This is a genomic window from Thalassospira lucentensis MCCC 1A00383 = DSM 14000 (assembly GCF_000421265.1).
Lineage (GTDB): Bacteria > Pseudomonadota > Alphaproteobacteria > Rhodospirillales > Thalassospiraceae > Thalassospira > Thalassospira lucentensis.
The window spans coordinates 668,222-682,409 of the sequence record NZ_ATWN01000001.1 but is presented as its reverse complement, the minus strand read 5'-3'; the positions used below and the strand labels follow the sequence as shown (position 1 = coordinate 682,409).

General features: G+C 53.5%; 12 protein-coding genes. 4 read left to right on the top strand and 8 right to left on the bottom strand.

Going from position 1 to position 14,188, the window contains the following annotated elements; genetic code table 11:
• Positions 1-4: 4 nt before the first annotated feature.
• The 7 genes from gatB to K355_RS0103185 all read right to left on the bottom strand — a co-directional run bounded on the left by gatB (position 5) and on the right by K355_RS0103185 (position 8,852).
• Positions 5-1,459, bottom strand: a complete 1,455-nt coding sequence (gene gatB, locus K355_RS0103220; RefSeq protein ID WP_022730674.1) for an Asp-tRNA(Asn)/Glu-tRNA(Gln) amidotransferase subunit GatB — start codon at positions 1,457-1,459, stop codon at positions 5-7.
• 3 nt (positions 1,460-1,462) lie between these two features.
• A complete protein-coding gene (gene gatA, locus K355_RS0103215; RefSeq protein WP_022730673.1) occupies positions 1,463-2,941 on the bottom strand; it encodes an Asp-tRNA(Asn)/Glu-tRNA(Gln) amidotransferase subunit GatA in 1,479 nt (492 codons plus the stop codon).
• Entirely contained in the window at positions 2,941-3,231 is a 291-nt protein-coding gene (gene gatC, locus K355_RS0103210) for an Asp-tRNA(Asn)/Glu-tRNA(Gln) amidotransferase subunit GatC (RefSeq protein ID WP_022730672.1), read from the bottom strand. Before gatC ends, gatA begins: the two co-directional genes overlap by 1 nt.
• Positions 3,232-3,562: 331 nt before the next feature.
• Entirely contained in the window at positions 3,563-4,783 is a 1,221-nt protein-coding gene (locus K355_RS0103200) for an ABC transporter permease (RefSeq protein WP_022730671.1), read from the bottom strand.
• Positions 4,784-4,787: 4 nt separating this feature from the next.
• Positions 4,788-6,353 (bottom strand): ABC transporter permease, encoded by a 1,566-nt coding sequence (locus tag K355_RS0103195; RefSeq protein ID WP_245562895.1) that lies wholly within the window; start codon positions 6,351-6,353, stop codon positions 4,788-4,790.
• Positions 6,354-6,551: 198 nt separating this feature from the next.
• Entirely contained in the window at positions 6,552-7,664 is a 1,113-nt protein-coding gene (locus tag K355_RS0103190; protein WP_022730669.1) for an extracellular solute-binding protein, read from the bottom strand.
• Positions 7,665-7,751: 87 nt separating this feature from the next.
• The gene (locus tag K355_RS0103185; RefSeq protein ID WP_028791272.1) at positions 7,752-8,852 is read right to left on the bottom strand and encodes an ABC transporter ATP-binding protein; all 1,101 of its coding nucleotides are present in this window, start codon (positions 8,850-8,852) and stop codon (positions 7,752-7,754) included.
• A 294-nt stretch (positions 8,853-9,146) separates the two neighbouring features.
• Here K355_RS0103185 and ruvX point away from each other — a divergent pair, with 294 nt between their 5' ends.
• Positions 9,147-9,683, top strand: a complete 537-nt coding sequence (gene ruvX, locus K355_RS22985) for a Holliday junction resolvase RuvX (RefSeq protein ID WP_022730667.1) — start codon at positions 9,147-9,149, stop codon at positions 9,681-9,683.
• A gap of 71 nt (positions 9,684-9,754) precedes the next feature.
• Here the strand turns inward: ruvX and K355_RS0103175 are convergent, their stop codons facing one another.
• Positions 9,755-10,570 (bottom strand): VOC family protein, encoded by an 816-nt coding sequence (locus tag K355_RS0103175; protein ID WP_022730666.1) that lies wholly within the window; start codon positions 10,568-10,570, stop codon positions 9,755-9,757.
• A gap of 250 nt (positions 10,571-10,820) precedes the next feature.
• On the opposite strand from K355_RS0103175, the gene K355_RS0103170 reads away from it, so the two are divergent.
• From K355_RS0103170 to pyrC, 3 genes are all read left to right on the top strand, one after another.
• A complete protein-coding gene (locus K355_RS0103170) occupies positions 10,821-11,744 on the top strand; it encodes an AEC family transporter (RefSeq protein WP_022730665.1) in 924 nt (307 codons plus the stop codon).
• Between the two features lie 165 nt (positions 11,745-11,909).
• Positions 11,910-12,869 (top strand): aspartate carbamoyltransferase catalytic subunit, encoded by a 960-nt coding sequence (locus K355_RS0103165; RefSeq protein WP_101300911.1) that lies wholly within the window; start codon positions 11,910-11,912, stop codon positions 12,867-12,869.
• Positions 12,866-14,188, top strand: coding sequence for a dihydroorotase (gene pyrC / locus K355_RS0103160; protein WP_022730663.1), 1,323 nt, complete (start codon positions 12,866-12,868; stop codon positions 14,186-14,188). Before K355_RS0103165 ends, pyrC begins: the two co-directional genes overlap by 4 nt.

The following is a 14,188-nucleotide window of genomic DNA, read 5'->3' as shown; positions in this document are numbered from 1 at the left end:
AAAATCAGCCGAGGATTTTATCGCGGAGCATTTTGTTGACCATGCCCGGGTTGGCTTTGCCACCCGTGGATTTCATCACCTGCCCGACGAACCAACCGAGCATACGATCCTTACCGTCGCGTATTTCTTGGACCTTGTCCGGGTTGGCCGCAATGACTTCGTCAATCGCTGTTTCAATCGCACCGGTATCGGTGATCTGTTTGAGACCTTTTTCTTCGACGATCTTTTCAGGATCACCGCCGGTTTCGATCATGATTTCAAAGACGTCCTTGGCGATACGGCCAGAAATGGTGTCATTGGAAATAAGATCGATCAGCTTACCGAGATTTTCAGCCGTGACCGGGCTTTCGGCAATGCCGACTTCGGCCTTATTAAGCGCACCAAACAGGTTGGTGATCACCCAGTTCGCTGCCAGTTTGCCATCACGGCCCTTTGCAACGATCTCGTAGTAATCAGCCTTTTCCTTTTCGGCGACCAATACACCAGCATCATAGGCCGACAGGCCGTTTTCATTGATGAAGCGGGCTTTTTTCTCGTCTGGCAGTTCCGGCAAGGTTTTTTCGATTTCCGCGATAAACGCATCATCGAACACCAGCGGCAGCAGATCGGGATCCGGGAAATAGCGGTAATCATGTGCCATTTCTTTGGAACGCATCGCGCGGGTTTCGCCAAGACGCTGATCAAACAGACGGGTCTGCTGAATGATTTCGCCGCCAGATTCTAGAACTTCGACCTGACGTTTTGCTTCGATCTCGATCGCCTGCATCACGAAACGGATGGAGTTGACGTTCTTGATCTCGCAACGCGTACCAAACGGCTCACCGGGACGACGGACCGATACGTTGGCATCACAACGCATGGAGCCTTCGTTCATGTTGCCATCACACGTACCAAGGTAACGCACAATCGCGCGCAGTTTGGTCAGATAGGCACCTGCTTCTTCGGGGTGGCGGATGTCAGGGTCCGAGACGATTTCCATCAGGGCAACGCCCGAACGGTTCAAATCGATGTGTGAATATTTCGGGTCCTGATCATGCATCGACTTCCCGGCATCCTGTTCAAGATGCAGGCGTTCAATGCCAACCGACTTGGTCGTACCATCGGGCATATCAAGAATGATCGTGCCCTTGCCGACAATCGGTTTATCGAACTGCGAAATCTGATAACCTTGCGGCAGATCGGCATAGAAGTAGTTCTTGCGCGAAAAGACGCTTTCCTTGTTGATCTGTGCCTTAAGGCCCAGACCAGTTTTTACCGCCTGACGCACGCATTCGGCGTTAATCACCGGCAACATGCCCGGCATCGCGGCGTCAACAAGGCTGACGTTGCTGTTGGCGTCATTGCCAAATTTGGTCGAGGCACCAGAAAACAGCTTGGAATTGGAAACCACCTGACAGTGCACTTCCAGACCGACAACGATTTCCCACGGGCCGGTTGAACCTTCGATGATATAGGTCATGGATCAGCCCTCCTGCCCGAATGGTTTTGCGGTGAAGTTGGCCGCACTTTCAAGCACGCCTCCGACACGCAGAACGGTTTCTTCGTCAAACGGTTTGCCAATCAGCTGCAGACCAAGCGGAAGACCTTCGGACGACAGCCCCGCAGGCAATGACAGGCCCGGAAGACCCGCAAGGCTTGCCGGAACGGTAAACACATCGTTGAGATACATTTTGACCGGATCGTCTTCGTTTTCACCAATCGCGAAGGCCGCAGACGGTGCGGTTGGTGCCAAAATGGCATCAACTTTGCCAAAGGCGTTTGCGAAATCTTCGTAGATGCGACGACGGACTTTAAGCGCCTTGTTGTAATAGGCGTCGTAATAGCCAGCCGACAGCACATAAGTACCGATCATGATGCGGCGCTGGACTTCTTTGCCAAAACCAGCCGCACGCGATTTGGAATACATGTCATCAAGGCTGTCGCCTTCGTCCATCACACGCTGTCCATAACGCAGACCGTCATAACGAGCCAGGTTCGATGATGCTTCTGCCGGGGCAACAATGTAATAGGTACCAAGCGCATATTTGGTGTGCGGCAAGGTCACATCGACCACTTCCGCCCCGGCATCGCGCAACATGGCAACGCCATTTTCCCAAAGCTTGCTGATTTCCTCGGGCATGCCATCAACCCGGTATTCTTTCGGAATACCGATTTTCATGCCACGAATGTCGCCGGTAAGGGCGGCTTCGAAGTCAGGCACAGCCATCGGGGCAGACGTGCTATCCTTGGCATCGTGACCGGCCATTGAACCGAGCATGATGGCCGCATCACGCACGGTTTTGGTCATCGGACCGGCCTGATCAAGCGAACTTGCGAAGGCAACAACGCCCCAGCGTGAGCAACGACCATAGGTCGGCTTCAAGCCAACAATACCGCAATAGGATGCCGGTTGACGGATCGAGCCACCGGTATCTGTCCCGGTTGCGGCAAGCGCCATGCCACCGGCAACGGCAGCAGCAGAACCACCAGATGAACCACCAGGCACAAGGTTCTTGCCGTCTTTGCCTTTCCACGGGTTGATCACATTCCCGTAGTAGGACGACGTATTGGCGGACCCCATGGCGAACTCATCAAGGTTCGCCTTGCCGAGCATAACCGCACCATTGTCAAACAGCTTACTGGTGACGGTGGATTCATATTCGGGTTTGAACCCTTCAAGGATGTGCGATGCGGCGGTGGTCTGAACACCTTCGGTGCAGAACAGGTCTTTGACCGCAATCGGCAGGCCTTCCATGTTGCCAGCGTCACCTTTGGCGCGCTTGGCATCGGATACCTTGGCCATCTCGATGGCTTTGTCGGGAGTTTCGGTGATGTAAGCGTTCAGGTTGCGATGCGCTTCCATCGATTTCAGGTGTGCTTGGGTCAGTTCGACCGAAGTGTAATCACCCTTTGCCAGACCGTCGCGGGCCTCGGCAAGTGTCAGCTTTGTCAGATCAGTCATTATTCAACCACCTTGGGCACAACAAAACAGCCAGCATCGGTCATCGGTGCGTTTGACAGCACTTTTTGCTGGATGTTGCCATCGGTGACTTCATCCTTGCGCAGCGGCAAGGTCAGATCGGCAACCGACGTCAGCGGCTCACAGCCTTCGACATCAACTTCTTGCAGTTCCTCGACAAAATCGAGGATACGGGTCAAATCACCCGCCAGTTCGGTCAGGCCTTCTTCGGACACGTTGATACGTGAAAGATAGGCAATACGGCGAACTGTTTCCTTATCCAAAGACGACATGGATGAAAGTCTCTCTTAAGGAATGACAAAAAACCCGGCAGATGATCCATCTGCCAGAACGTGAATTACAGCGCGGAAACTAGCACCCCGACGCCCCCGCCGCAAGGGCCGGTAATGGCGATGATCATGCGCCATCCCGGTCGTTTTGATTTTACGATTTCACAGCATCGTCTTACCACGACACCCACACGCATCAACACACAATGACAATCACCATAATGCAGATACGAATGGGCGGTTTTTAAGGGCCCGAGATACAACCGAGCCGACGACACAGAATGCCGCCGGCCCGGTTTAACTTGGTTAGACATCCCGGTCTGACGTGTTCGGCTTACCCTGGGCTCATGCCACGCAGACGCTCGGAACGACGACGGAGCAACTCGACCGTTAGCAGAAGCAGGATCGAAACCGCCACAAGGATCGTCGCGGCTGCCAGAATGGTCGGAGAAATCTGTTCGCGCAAACCAGTGTACATCTGCCATGGCAGGGTTTGCTGACGGGCTGAGCCAACGAACAATACAACGACAACTTCATCAAACGAGGTGATGAAAGCAAACAAACCGCCTGAAATTACACCCGGCAGAATAAGTGGCATTTGCACCCGAAAGAACGTCGTGACCGGGTTGGCCCCCATATTTGCCGCTGCACGCGTCAGCGATTTATCAAAGCCCACCAGTGTCGCCGTGACAGTGATAATGACAAAAGGAATCCCCAGCACCGCATGGGCAAGGATCACCTTCACATAACCAACAAACGCCTGATTAAGGCCGAGATTGACCTGAAGCCAGTTGCCAAGCGGCGCATAGAAAAAGAACATGCCGGTCGCAGAAATGATCAATGGCACAATCATCGGTGAAATCAGGATAGCCATCATTGCCTGTCGACCGGGCACATGAGACTGGCTCAGACCGATGGCCGCCAGCGTTCCCAGCGACACCGATATAATTGTCGCAATCGGCGCAATGATCAGCGAGTTTTTGAGCGGCACCATCCACTCATCCGTCCCAAGGAAGTCACGGTAATGCTTCAGACTGTACCCTTCGGCCTTAAAACTCAACATTTCAGGCGTAAAGGTGAAGAAGTTTTCAGCATTGAAGCTGAGCCAAATGACTGGAACCAACGGCGCAATCAGGAAGAAGAAGACAAAAGCACAGATGAACAGGAACGTGCTGTGCCACAGCACCTGCCCCGGTGTGTAATAGATTGGCACACGTTTACGATACTGACCGGTGCCGACCCATGTCGCGAACCAGCCCATCGAAAGGCCGACAAGGAAACCGCCAAACAGACCGCCAACACCGCCGAAAAGTGCCCCGACGACACCGAAAAGTACGGCAACGCCCCAGATGCTTTTCCAACGCTTGACCGACGTGATCTTTGCCAAAACACCGGCCAACGCCGCACCGACAATGGCACCGCCGATCAACCCGATCCATGGATCACCAAAGATGTTGCCGGTGATAAAGCCGAACATCGCCCCCAAAACTGCCACGATGGGCATCGTAAAGGTCAACAGGTCCGGCCGTTTGATTTCAATGATTGCAGCACTCATGCCCTTAGCCCCCCAACTTCACGTTATCAATGCCGACAATCTTGTCATAGCACCAGTACAGACCGAGCACGACCACCAGAAGGATCGAGCCCAATGCAGCCGCTAGGCCCCAGTTGAGTGAACTTGAGATGTGATAGGCAATCCGGTTTGAGATGAAGACACCACTTGTGCCCCCAACGATTTCCGGCGTGATGTAATAGCCAATCGCCAGAATAAAGACCAGGATCGAGCCCGCACCAATGCCCGGAACCGATTGTGGGAAATAAACCCGCCAGAACGCAGTCCAGTTGGTGGCACCAAGTGATTTGGCCGCCCGAAGGTAGCTGGGCTGAATGGTTTTCATCACCGAATAAAGCGGCAAGATCATGAACGGTAACAAAATATGCGTCATGGCAATGATCGTACCGGTCGCATTATTCATCAGGATCAAACGATCAGCATCATTTACAAAGCCAAGCCAAACAAGGATTTCGTTGATCACCCCTTGTTGTTGCAAAAGAACTTTCCATGCAGAAGTCCGTACAAGAAGCGATGTCCAGAACGGCAGAAGAACAAGGATCATCAGAATACTGGCCGTGCGCATTGGCAAGTTTGCCAGCAGCCACGCAACCGGGTAGCCCAGAACGACACAGCTTGCCGTAATGATGAGTGCCATCACAAGAGTTCGCATAAACAGCTGAGTGTAAATTTGCTGGTTTTCTGGTTTCTGTTCGATCCCGTCCGGGGTCAATTGCATATCGACCGCATTGAGGAAATAGCCGGACGTCATGCTCGATGAATAGAGCTTGATCGTGGCCCAGACATCAGGCGACAGCCAGTCTTCATTCTCAGCCGCGAAGGCCTCGCGGAAGCCGGTTTGCGGCAGTTGGCCGACATTGGCAGCCGCAGCTTTTAAGGCATCAGCCCCCGGCCCGGTATAGCTTTGGATCGCGGAGACAGTTTCGGGGTTGGTCAAATCCATCCCCAAGGCACCATAGACTGCTTCCCAAGGGTCTTCCTCGGCAACGGAGTCTTCGTCCTCGATCGCGGTCCAGATTGCGAAATCTGTATAGGCACGTGTGGTCCAGGGCAACATCTGAGCAACCTGCTCTGACGGGACAAAGCCGACATCCCCGGCCATACTTTCGCCAACCATTGCGGCCCAAAGATCGCGGCGCTCCTCAAGCAGATCTTCGCCGTCGGTGCCAGACATCATTTGGTACCAGAACGCACCGTCTTTGAAATTCGCATCGATATCTTCGAGCGGATCCTGCCATTCTTCACCAACGTCATCAAGCGAACGCCCGGTGGTGCGCAACAAAGATGACAGTCCGGTTTTCTCATAGTTCAGGCGCGTCCCCAGTCTGGTGTGCTGTTTGGCTTCTGATGCCTTAAACAGGTCCAGATAAAGGTAGCGGAATACTTGTTCGGACGGCGGCGCCCCGACGGAACCATCCCATTCGGCAAGTTCTGTCACGACGCCGGGAATTGTATCGGGCACGATGTCATTTTCAACAGAACGGAAAAGCATCGATAGAATAGGCACGATAAAGGTCACAACCACAAACAGCAAAAGTGGCGCGATCAGCATCAGCGCTCGTATCTTTTGCCGCATTAAAGCCCGTCGCAAGCTCTGTTTTAGTGGCCTGCCATCCGCTGCTAGCACTAACTCTTGTGTCGTATCACTCATCACGCCCCCGTCAGCCCGCCGTTTTGTCGGTCTGTTATATCGATTGGTCACACTTTAATGGGAAAAGGGGGCCGCAGGCGGCCCCCTTCCAATTAGCTCTTACTGAGCCAACCAAGCCTGGAACTTGGCATCGATATCGTCGCGGTAATCAGCCCAGAACTCGTAGTTATACAGGAACGTGTTCTTGCTGTTTGCAGGATCGGTCGGCATGTGCGGCGCCATTTCAATGCCGAGTTCAGCATGTTTGCCAACCAGCGGAGCAGATGACGCACGTGCCGGACCATAAGAGATATATTTGGACTGGTCAGCCAAACGCTGCGTGTCGGTTGCGAATTTCACAAAATCCTTCACGCGTGCAAGGCGGTCTTCTGGCAAGCCGGCCGGAATGATCCAGCCGTCAAGATCGAAGACCTGCGCATCCCAAAGCATACCAATCGGCTGGTCCTGCTCAACAATCGCGGAGAACAGACGACCGTTGTAGGTTGACCCCATGAAGACCTCGCCATCAGCCAGAAGCTGCGGCGTATCTGCACCAGCGCTCCACCAGATCACGTCGTCCTTGATGGTTGCGAGCTTATCAAGTGCCTGCTGCTGACCTTCCGGGGTACCGAGAACGTCGTAAACTTCGTCCTTGGCAACACCGTCGCAAAGCAGTGCCCATTCCATGTTATTGATCGGGCGTTTTTCGAGCGAACGCATGCCTGGATAGGTTTTGGTATCAAAAATTGCACAGATGTCGGTCGGCGCAGCAGTGCCTTCCGGAACCATGTCGGTACGGAAACCAACGGTGGTTGAATAAACGATCTGCGGGATAAAGCAGTCACTGACCAGAAGATCACCAAAGTCATCCTCGGCAGAAGTCCCATCAGGGGCCTCAGCAAGAAGTTCATTGGCGTCAATTTCCATTGCCAGACCTTCGTCGCAAAGGCGCAACGCGTCAGAAGCAACGACGTCAACCAGATCCCAGGTGACGTTGTTTGCTTCGTTCATCGCACGCAACTTGGCAACAGCCTCGTTCGAGCTTTCGTCCCAGGTGATCGTAACATCTGAGTGCATGGCTTTGTATGGCTCGGCATAAGCCGCAACCTGACTGGCCTGATAGGCACCACCCCAGCTTACCAGCGTCATGTTCGAAGCCATATCGTCGGCATATGCCGTACCACTGGCCGCGACGAGCAGTGCCGTCGCCGAAAGGGTCTTAATGAGTTGCATAGTTATGCTCCCTGATTGTTTCCCGGAACTATTGACGTCGGAAGGCACCCGGGCGTGCCAATCCTGTTTCTGCCTAAAGTCTGATTGTTACGCGTCTAGTGCGCGGCAATCTTCTGCAAGCCAGCCGATTTCGATCTGCTGGCCCCGCTTCAAGCGTACCTGATCTGGTGCGTTTCTTGTCTTGATCACAAACTCGTCGTTCCCGGCCACACGCAGACGTGTGCGGAAAATATCGCCCATATAGATGAATTCCAGCACCTCTGCCTTGAGTGTGTGGGCATCTGCGTGGAGACGATCCCGGTTATATTCAACGCGTTCTGGGCGGATCGACACACGGGTGCGTTCGCCGACTTTACTTACGTTGACCGGTACGGCGTCAATGACTTCGCCGCCATCGAGCTCAATCACGCAGGTATTGCCCTTGATTTCTTTCACAACACCTTCAAGCGTGTTGTTTTCACCGATGAATTGGGCGACGAAGCTGTTTTCCGGTGTTTCATAAAGCTTATCGGGCGGCGCAAGCTGCTGAATACGGCCATCGTCAAACACGGCAACCCGGTCTGACATGGTCAGGGCTTCGGTCTGATCGTGGGTCACGTAAACGGTGGTGATGCCCAATTGATGCGCCAGATAGGTAATTTCAAACTGCATTTTTTCACGCAGCTGTTTATCAAGTGCGCCAAGCGGTTCATCCATCAGAACCAGTTCCGGCTCAAACACCAGTGCGCGCGCCAAAGCGACACGTTGCTGCTGTCCACCCGACAATTGTGCCGGACGGCGACCACCAAAATCGCCCATCTCGACCATGTCGAGTGCCCTTTTGACCTTCTGCTCACGCTCGGCCTTGCCAAGCTTGCGAACTTCTAGCGGGAACGCAAGATTCTCGGCAATGGTCATATGCGGGAACAGTGCGTAGTTCTGAAACACCATGCCAATACCGCGCTTGTGCGGCGGGATATTATTGATGGAAACACCGCCCAAGCGAATGTCGCCATGTGTGGCTGTCTCAAAACCTGCGAGCATCATAAGACATGTCGTTTTGCCAGACCCTGACGGGCCAAGCATCGTCAGGAATTCGCCCTTTGGCATCGATAGGTTGAGATCTTTCACGACAAGCGTTTCGCCATCGTAGCTTTTCTGTACGCGTTCAAATTCAACAAACGCGTCATTAGATGCACCGTCGGTCAAGCCCAAATACCCCCTGTTTTATCTTCATTCACTTTGAGTTTCGTTTTCGCACAAATTTTGTGCTGTTTTCAGTTTTGCTCAAATTTTGAATTCACACATTAGAACAAACATGCTGCTTCAGTTCAACCTAAAGAAACACCAAATATAGAAGCATTGCGACATAACCACACAAAGATTACACCAAAAGCAGCATTATCGACTGCTGCTAGGGGTGCGGCCTGCTATGCGTTCACGGATGGGCAACATGATTGCTTTGCGCTGGTATTTTATCGCCAACAAACCTATAAGGTCGCCATGATTTGCAATGATACACAGGAATTGCTGCGGTGCCTTACACCAGCAGCGCGCGTTTTGGGGCTTGATCTTGGCACCAAAACCATTGGCGTGGCCCTTTCAGATGTCGGGCTGCAGATTGCATCACCTTATGAGCTGATCTCGCGGAAGAAATTCACCCGCGACGTTGCACAGCTTTCATCAATCGTCACCAAGCAGAATGTCGGGGGCATCGTCATTGGCTTCCCGCGTGAGCTTGACGGTACGATTGGGAAAGCTTGCCATCGGGTTTACGCGTTCATCGACGAGATGGAAAAATATATCGACCTGCCCGTTTTGATGTGGGACGAGCGCCTGTCGACCAATGCAGTTGAGCGCATCCTGATCCAGGAAGTCGACATGACGCGCAAACGTCGCGCGGAAGTCGTCGATAAAACGGCGGCCGCCTATATCCTGCAAGGTGCGCTTGATAACCTTAACCGTCATACCGATCCGGGCGAGAATGCCGTGCCCGATGAAGAAGAAGACGATTTTGATGATGAGGGCGACGAGGCATAAACGCCCCTACCCCAAGCACAAGCGACGTAACACCAAATTGAAAGCTGCCTGATATTTCAGGCGGCTTTTTTTTATTTGGCAGTGATCACAACCATCACGCCAAAGAATTTCGAGGGCGGCAGGATCAGTTGATCCTTTTTATAGATCGCCCCCAGCGTTTTTGCCGCATCCGCAATCCGCGACATGTCATCGACAATCAGCTCAAACCCGGCGAACCCGTCCGTTGGGAAGTTTGGATCATCAATGCCGTATTTGTCGACCAACTCATCGCCGTGCAGGGCTTCGACCAATCCATCGACATCAATGCCTTGATAGAATTCGCGTACGGCATCCGCAGCCCAATGTGACAAGAAGACCTTGCCAATCGCGCAGGCCGTATTTTCGTGTGACTGATATTCGGGGAAATAGAAATTCTGGGGTGGATGGCGATGCTGGCAAACGAAACTGACCGCATTTCGTAATAAAGGATGGTTGGCGAATGCCAGCGCAAACGCAACACCAACTTCATCACCCTGTGGCGTTTTGGCATCGCGTTCGAAATGAAAGACGTGCGGCACAGCCGCTCCGGCGGCAATGAAATCTTCGCGATCTTTTTCCGCATCGTGTGATTGAAGGGCCAGCATCGACATGCCTTCACGATGGCGCAGATAGTCACGATTATAAACGGCAAAGGAAAATGGCGACGCCAGATCGGTTTCGGCAATCTTGGCTGGCTCAATGACCGACAGTAATTCGATGTACAGACCATCAAGCTGGATCAGCGCATTTCCGGTCCCGAACGGGTGGATCGCACGCGGCGTTACGGTAAAGCCAAGCTCAACATATGCGGCAATTGCGGCATCAAGATCGTTCACACACAAAACAAGATGATCAATCGCGCGCGGCATGTGGTAACCCCTTATGGTGGTGGCGTAGAAAACGCTTTCAATTGAAATCAGTGTACATTGTCAGCATTATGAACCCTGTGCTGACTATCACAGTCTGATATCATCAGCAAAGCACAACTGGCTCACGGTCAGATCATATTCTGCAAACCAGTTCCCTAGACCAAGTGGTTGCTTTACAATTGTAAATCAAGATCCAAACTGCTGATCGAAAGACAAACAGTGCTCGCAGTTCCATGTTGAAAGACATTTGATGATCGCCATTCTTTCCGCCCTGCTACCGACATTTGCCCTGATCATTCTGGGGTATGTTTTACGTCAACGGCGTTTTCTGCCAGACACGTTTTGGCCGGGCGCGGAAAAACTGACCTATTTTGTCACCTTCCCGGCCTTGCTGTTTTCCAATACGGCCAAGGCCGACCTTGGCAGTTTGCCGTTGTTGGGGATTGCCGGGGCAATGCTGGGGACGATTGCGATCTGCACGCTTTTAATTCTTGCAATCAAACCGGTGCTTAAAGTCAGCCCGGCGGCATTTTCATCGCTGGTGCAAGGGGCCATTCGGCCCAATACCTATATCGGCCTTGCCGTTGCGGCCACCTTGCTAGGGACGCATGGATTAACGGTGACTGCCCTTTGCGTTGCACTGGTGGTGCCAACAGTCAATGTTATCTCGGTTCTTGCCTGCGCGCACTGGGGCGACAATGACCGTAAACCCGGGGTGTTGTCGCTGTTGCGCGATGTCGGCAAAAATCCACTGTTGATGGCCTGTGTCCTCGGAAGCCTTGTGAACGTCATCGGAGTTGGGTTGCCCCCAGTCATTGGTCCGTTTCTTGAGGTTCTTGGCCGGGCAGCCCTTCCGATCGGGTTGCTTGCGGTTGGAGCCGGACTCGATCTGACAGCAGCCCGGCAGGCGGGCATTCCCGTTGGTATCTCAACAATTGGAAAACTGGCAATCAGCCCGGCAATCGCCGCGGGGCTTTGCATCGCATTGGGGTTACCCACGACCGACATGGCAGCCGTTGTCCTATATGCCGCCCTGCCCTGTTCGGCCAGTGCTTATGTACTGGCGCGCCTGATGGGCGGGGATGCGCCGATGATGGCCAGCATCATTACTGTCCATACACTGGCGGCAATTGCGAGCATGCCAATCATTGCCATTCTGGTGCATGCGGTTTAACGCGGGCCCTGTCCACGCAACCGTCCGGAAAACTTGACCATGCAGTCAGGAAACAGGCAGTATAACAGCGCAATATTTACCTTTTCGTGACCGGGCCAATTGGGTATGCTCCGCGCGAAATTCTTCCAGGATCACCCAAGGGAAATGTGCAACGCCATGAGCGTCATGGGACCAGCGGCGGATCATTATCCGCACCCACACCTCCTCGGCATCGAGGGTCTTACCCCCGGGGAAATCACCCTTATTCTTGATCGGGCACAGCATTACGCGGAAAAGAACCGTTCTGCTGACAAGACCAGTAATATTCTGGCCGGTGCCACGGTTGTTAATCTGTTTTACGAAAATTCCACCCGTACCCTGACGTCGTTTGAGCTTGCAGCCAAGCGTCTGGGGGCGGACGTCATTAATATGACGGTCGGGACAAGTTCGGTCAAAAAGGGCGAAACCCTGATTGATACGGCGATGACGCTTAATGCGATGAACCCGGACGCGCTTGTTGTGCGCCACGGGGACAGTGGTGCAGTTAAGCTTCTGAGCGAAAAGGTGAATTGCGCGGTTCTTAATGCCGGTGATGGACGCCACGAACATCCGACACAGGCACTGCTTGATGCGTTGACCATTCGCCGCCACAAGGGGCGTCTGCATCGCCTGAATGTTGCTATTTGCGGCGACATCGCCCATTCACGGGTCGCACGGTCCAACATCTTATTGCTTAACACCATGGGATCGCGGGTGCGCCTTGTGGCCCCACCGACCTTGATCCCGTCAAAGATCGACCGGATGGGTGTTGAAATATTCCATAACATGGAAGAAGGCCTGAAAGACTGCGACATCGTCATGATGTTACGTCTTCAGCTTGAACGCATGGAAGGAAGCTTTATCCCTTCGGTGCGTGAGTATTTCCATTTCCATGGGCTTGATCGTGCCAAACTGGCAAATGCCAAACCCGACGCGCTGATCATGCATCCCGGCCCCATGAACCGTGGTGTCGAAATCGACAGTGAAGTGGCCGACGACGTCGAACGGTCGGTCATTCGCGAACAGGTCGAAATGGGGGTTGCCGTGCGCATGGCGACACTTGAACTGCTTGTCCAGAACCATAGAACGATGGGAGGTCAGGCATGAGCCCCGCCATTCGCGCCAAAGGCGCTGGCCAAAAGGCATTTATCAATGCCCGCCTGATTGACCCGGCAAAACAGACCGATACCCTTGGTGGTATTCTGATTCAGGATGACAAGATCCTTAAAAGCGGTGCCGATGTAACCGCCGATACCGTGCCTGATGGATATTTGGTCACCGACCTTAACGGCGCATGCTTGGCACCGGGCCTGGTCGACATGCGCGCGCAATTGCGTGAACCGGGATTTGAGCACCAAGAAACCATCGAAACCGCCGGGAAATCGGCCGCCACCGGTGGCATTACAACCATCATCGCCCTTCCCAACACCGACCCGGTGATTGATGATGTGGCCGGTGTTGAATTCATCGCCCGGCGCGCACGCAAGGTTGGTCTGGCAAAAGTATTTGTCTATGGCGCGGTATCAAAAGGCATCGAAGGCAAGGAAATTACCGAGCTTGGCCTATTGCATCAGGCCGGTGCGGTTGCCTTTTGCGATGGCATTCAGACGATTGCCAGTGCACGCCTTTTGCGTCAGGCACTGGCCTATTCGACCTTCTTTGACGGCATGATTGTTCAGCATCCCGAAGAACCGGAACTTTCCAAGGGTGCGGCGATGAACAGTGGCGAGCTTGCCACCCGTCTTGGACTTTCGGGTGCTTCGCCCTTGGCCGAGGTTATTCAGATTGAGCGTGACCTGCGTTTGGTTGAAATGACGGGTGGACGTTTGCATTTTGCCCATATTTCGACAGGTGAATCGGTTGAGGTGATCCGCAAGGCCAAAAAACGTGGCCTAAAAGTCACGTGTGACACGGCACCGTTTTACTTTGCGCTCAATGAAAACGCGGTGTCTGATTACCGGACATTTGCCAAACTGTCCCCCCCCCTTCGATCCGAAGATGACCGTCAGGCGATTGTTGCCGGTTTGGCCGATGGCACGATTGATGCCATTGCGTCGGACCATAACCCGCAAGATGTTGACTCAAAGCGCCTGCCCTTTGCGCAAGCCGCCGCCGGTGGTGTCGGGTTTGAAACGTTGCTGCCCATCGCACTTGAGCTCTATCACAACGGGCATATGTCACTGCTTGAGGTCATCACGAAATTGACCCGTGTTCCGGCCGAACTTGTCCGCATCAAGGGGGCTGGCACGCTTGAAGAAGGAACACCTGCGGATCTTGTGATCTTTGATCCGGACCGTCCGTGGAAAATTGATCCTTACCAATTCCAGTCCAAATCAAAAAACTCGCCCTTTGATGGCCGTCTGACGCAGGGTCGCGTTTTGCGCACCCTGATTGATGGCCGCGAAGTCTTTACGGAAGGTGCCTGA

Coding starts and splice junctions, on each gene's coding strand:
- K355_RS0103195 (WP_245562895.1), bottom strand. CDS start 6,353: ATGCTGATCGCGCCACTTTTGCTGTTTGTGGTTGTGACCTTTATCGTG.
- K355_RS0103165 (WP_101300911.1), top strand. CDS start 11,910: ATGGGACCAGCGGCGGATCATTATCCGCACCCACACCTCCTCGGCATC.
- gatA (WP_022730673.1), bottom strand. CDS start 2,941: ATGACTGATCTGACAAAGCTGACACTTGCCGAGGCCCGCGACGGTCTG.
- K355_RS0103170 (WP_022730665.1), top strand. CDS start 10,821: ATGATCGCCATTCTTTCCGCCCTGCTACCGACATTTGCCCTGATCATT.
- K355_RS0103200 (WP_022730671.1), bottom strand. CDS start 4,783: ATGAGTGCTGCAATCATTGAAATCAAACGGCCGGACCTGTTGACCTTT.
- gatC (WP_022730672.1), bottom strand. CDS start 3,231: ATGTCGTCTTTGGATAAGGAAACAGTTCGCCGTATTGCCTATCTTTCA.
- gatB (WP_022730674.1), bottom strand. CDS start 1,459: ATGACCTATATCATCGAAGGTTCAACCGGCCCGTGGGAAATCGTTGTC.
- K355_RS0103175 (WP_022730666.1), bottom strand. CDS start 10,570: ATGCCGCGCGCGATTGATCATCTTGTTTTGTGTGTGAACGATCTTGAT.
- ruvX (WP_022730667.1), top strand. CDS start 9,147: ATGATTTGCAATGATACACAGGAATTGCTGCGGTGCCTTACACCAGCA.
- K355_RS0103190 (WP_022730669.1), bottom strand. CDS start 7,664: ATGCAACTCATTAAGACCCTTTCGGCGACGGCACTGCTCGTCGCGGCC.
- pyrC (WP_022730663.1), top strand. CDS start 12,866: ATGAGCCCCGCCATTCGCGCCAAAGGCGCTGGCCAAAAGGCATTTATC.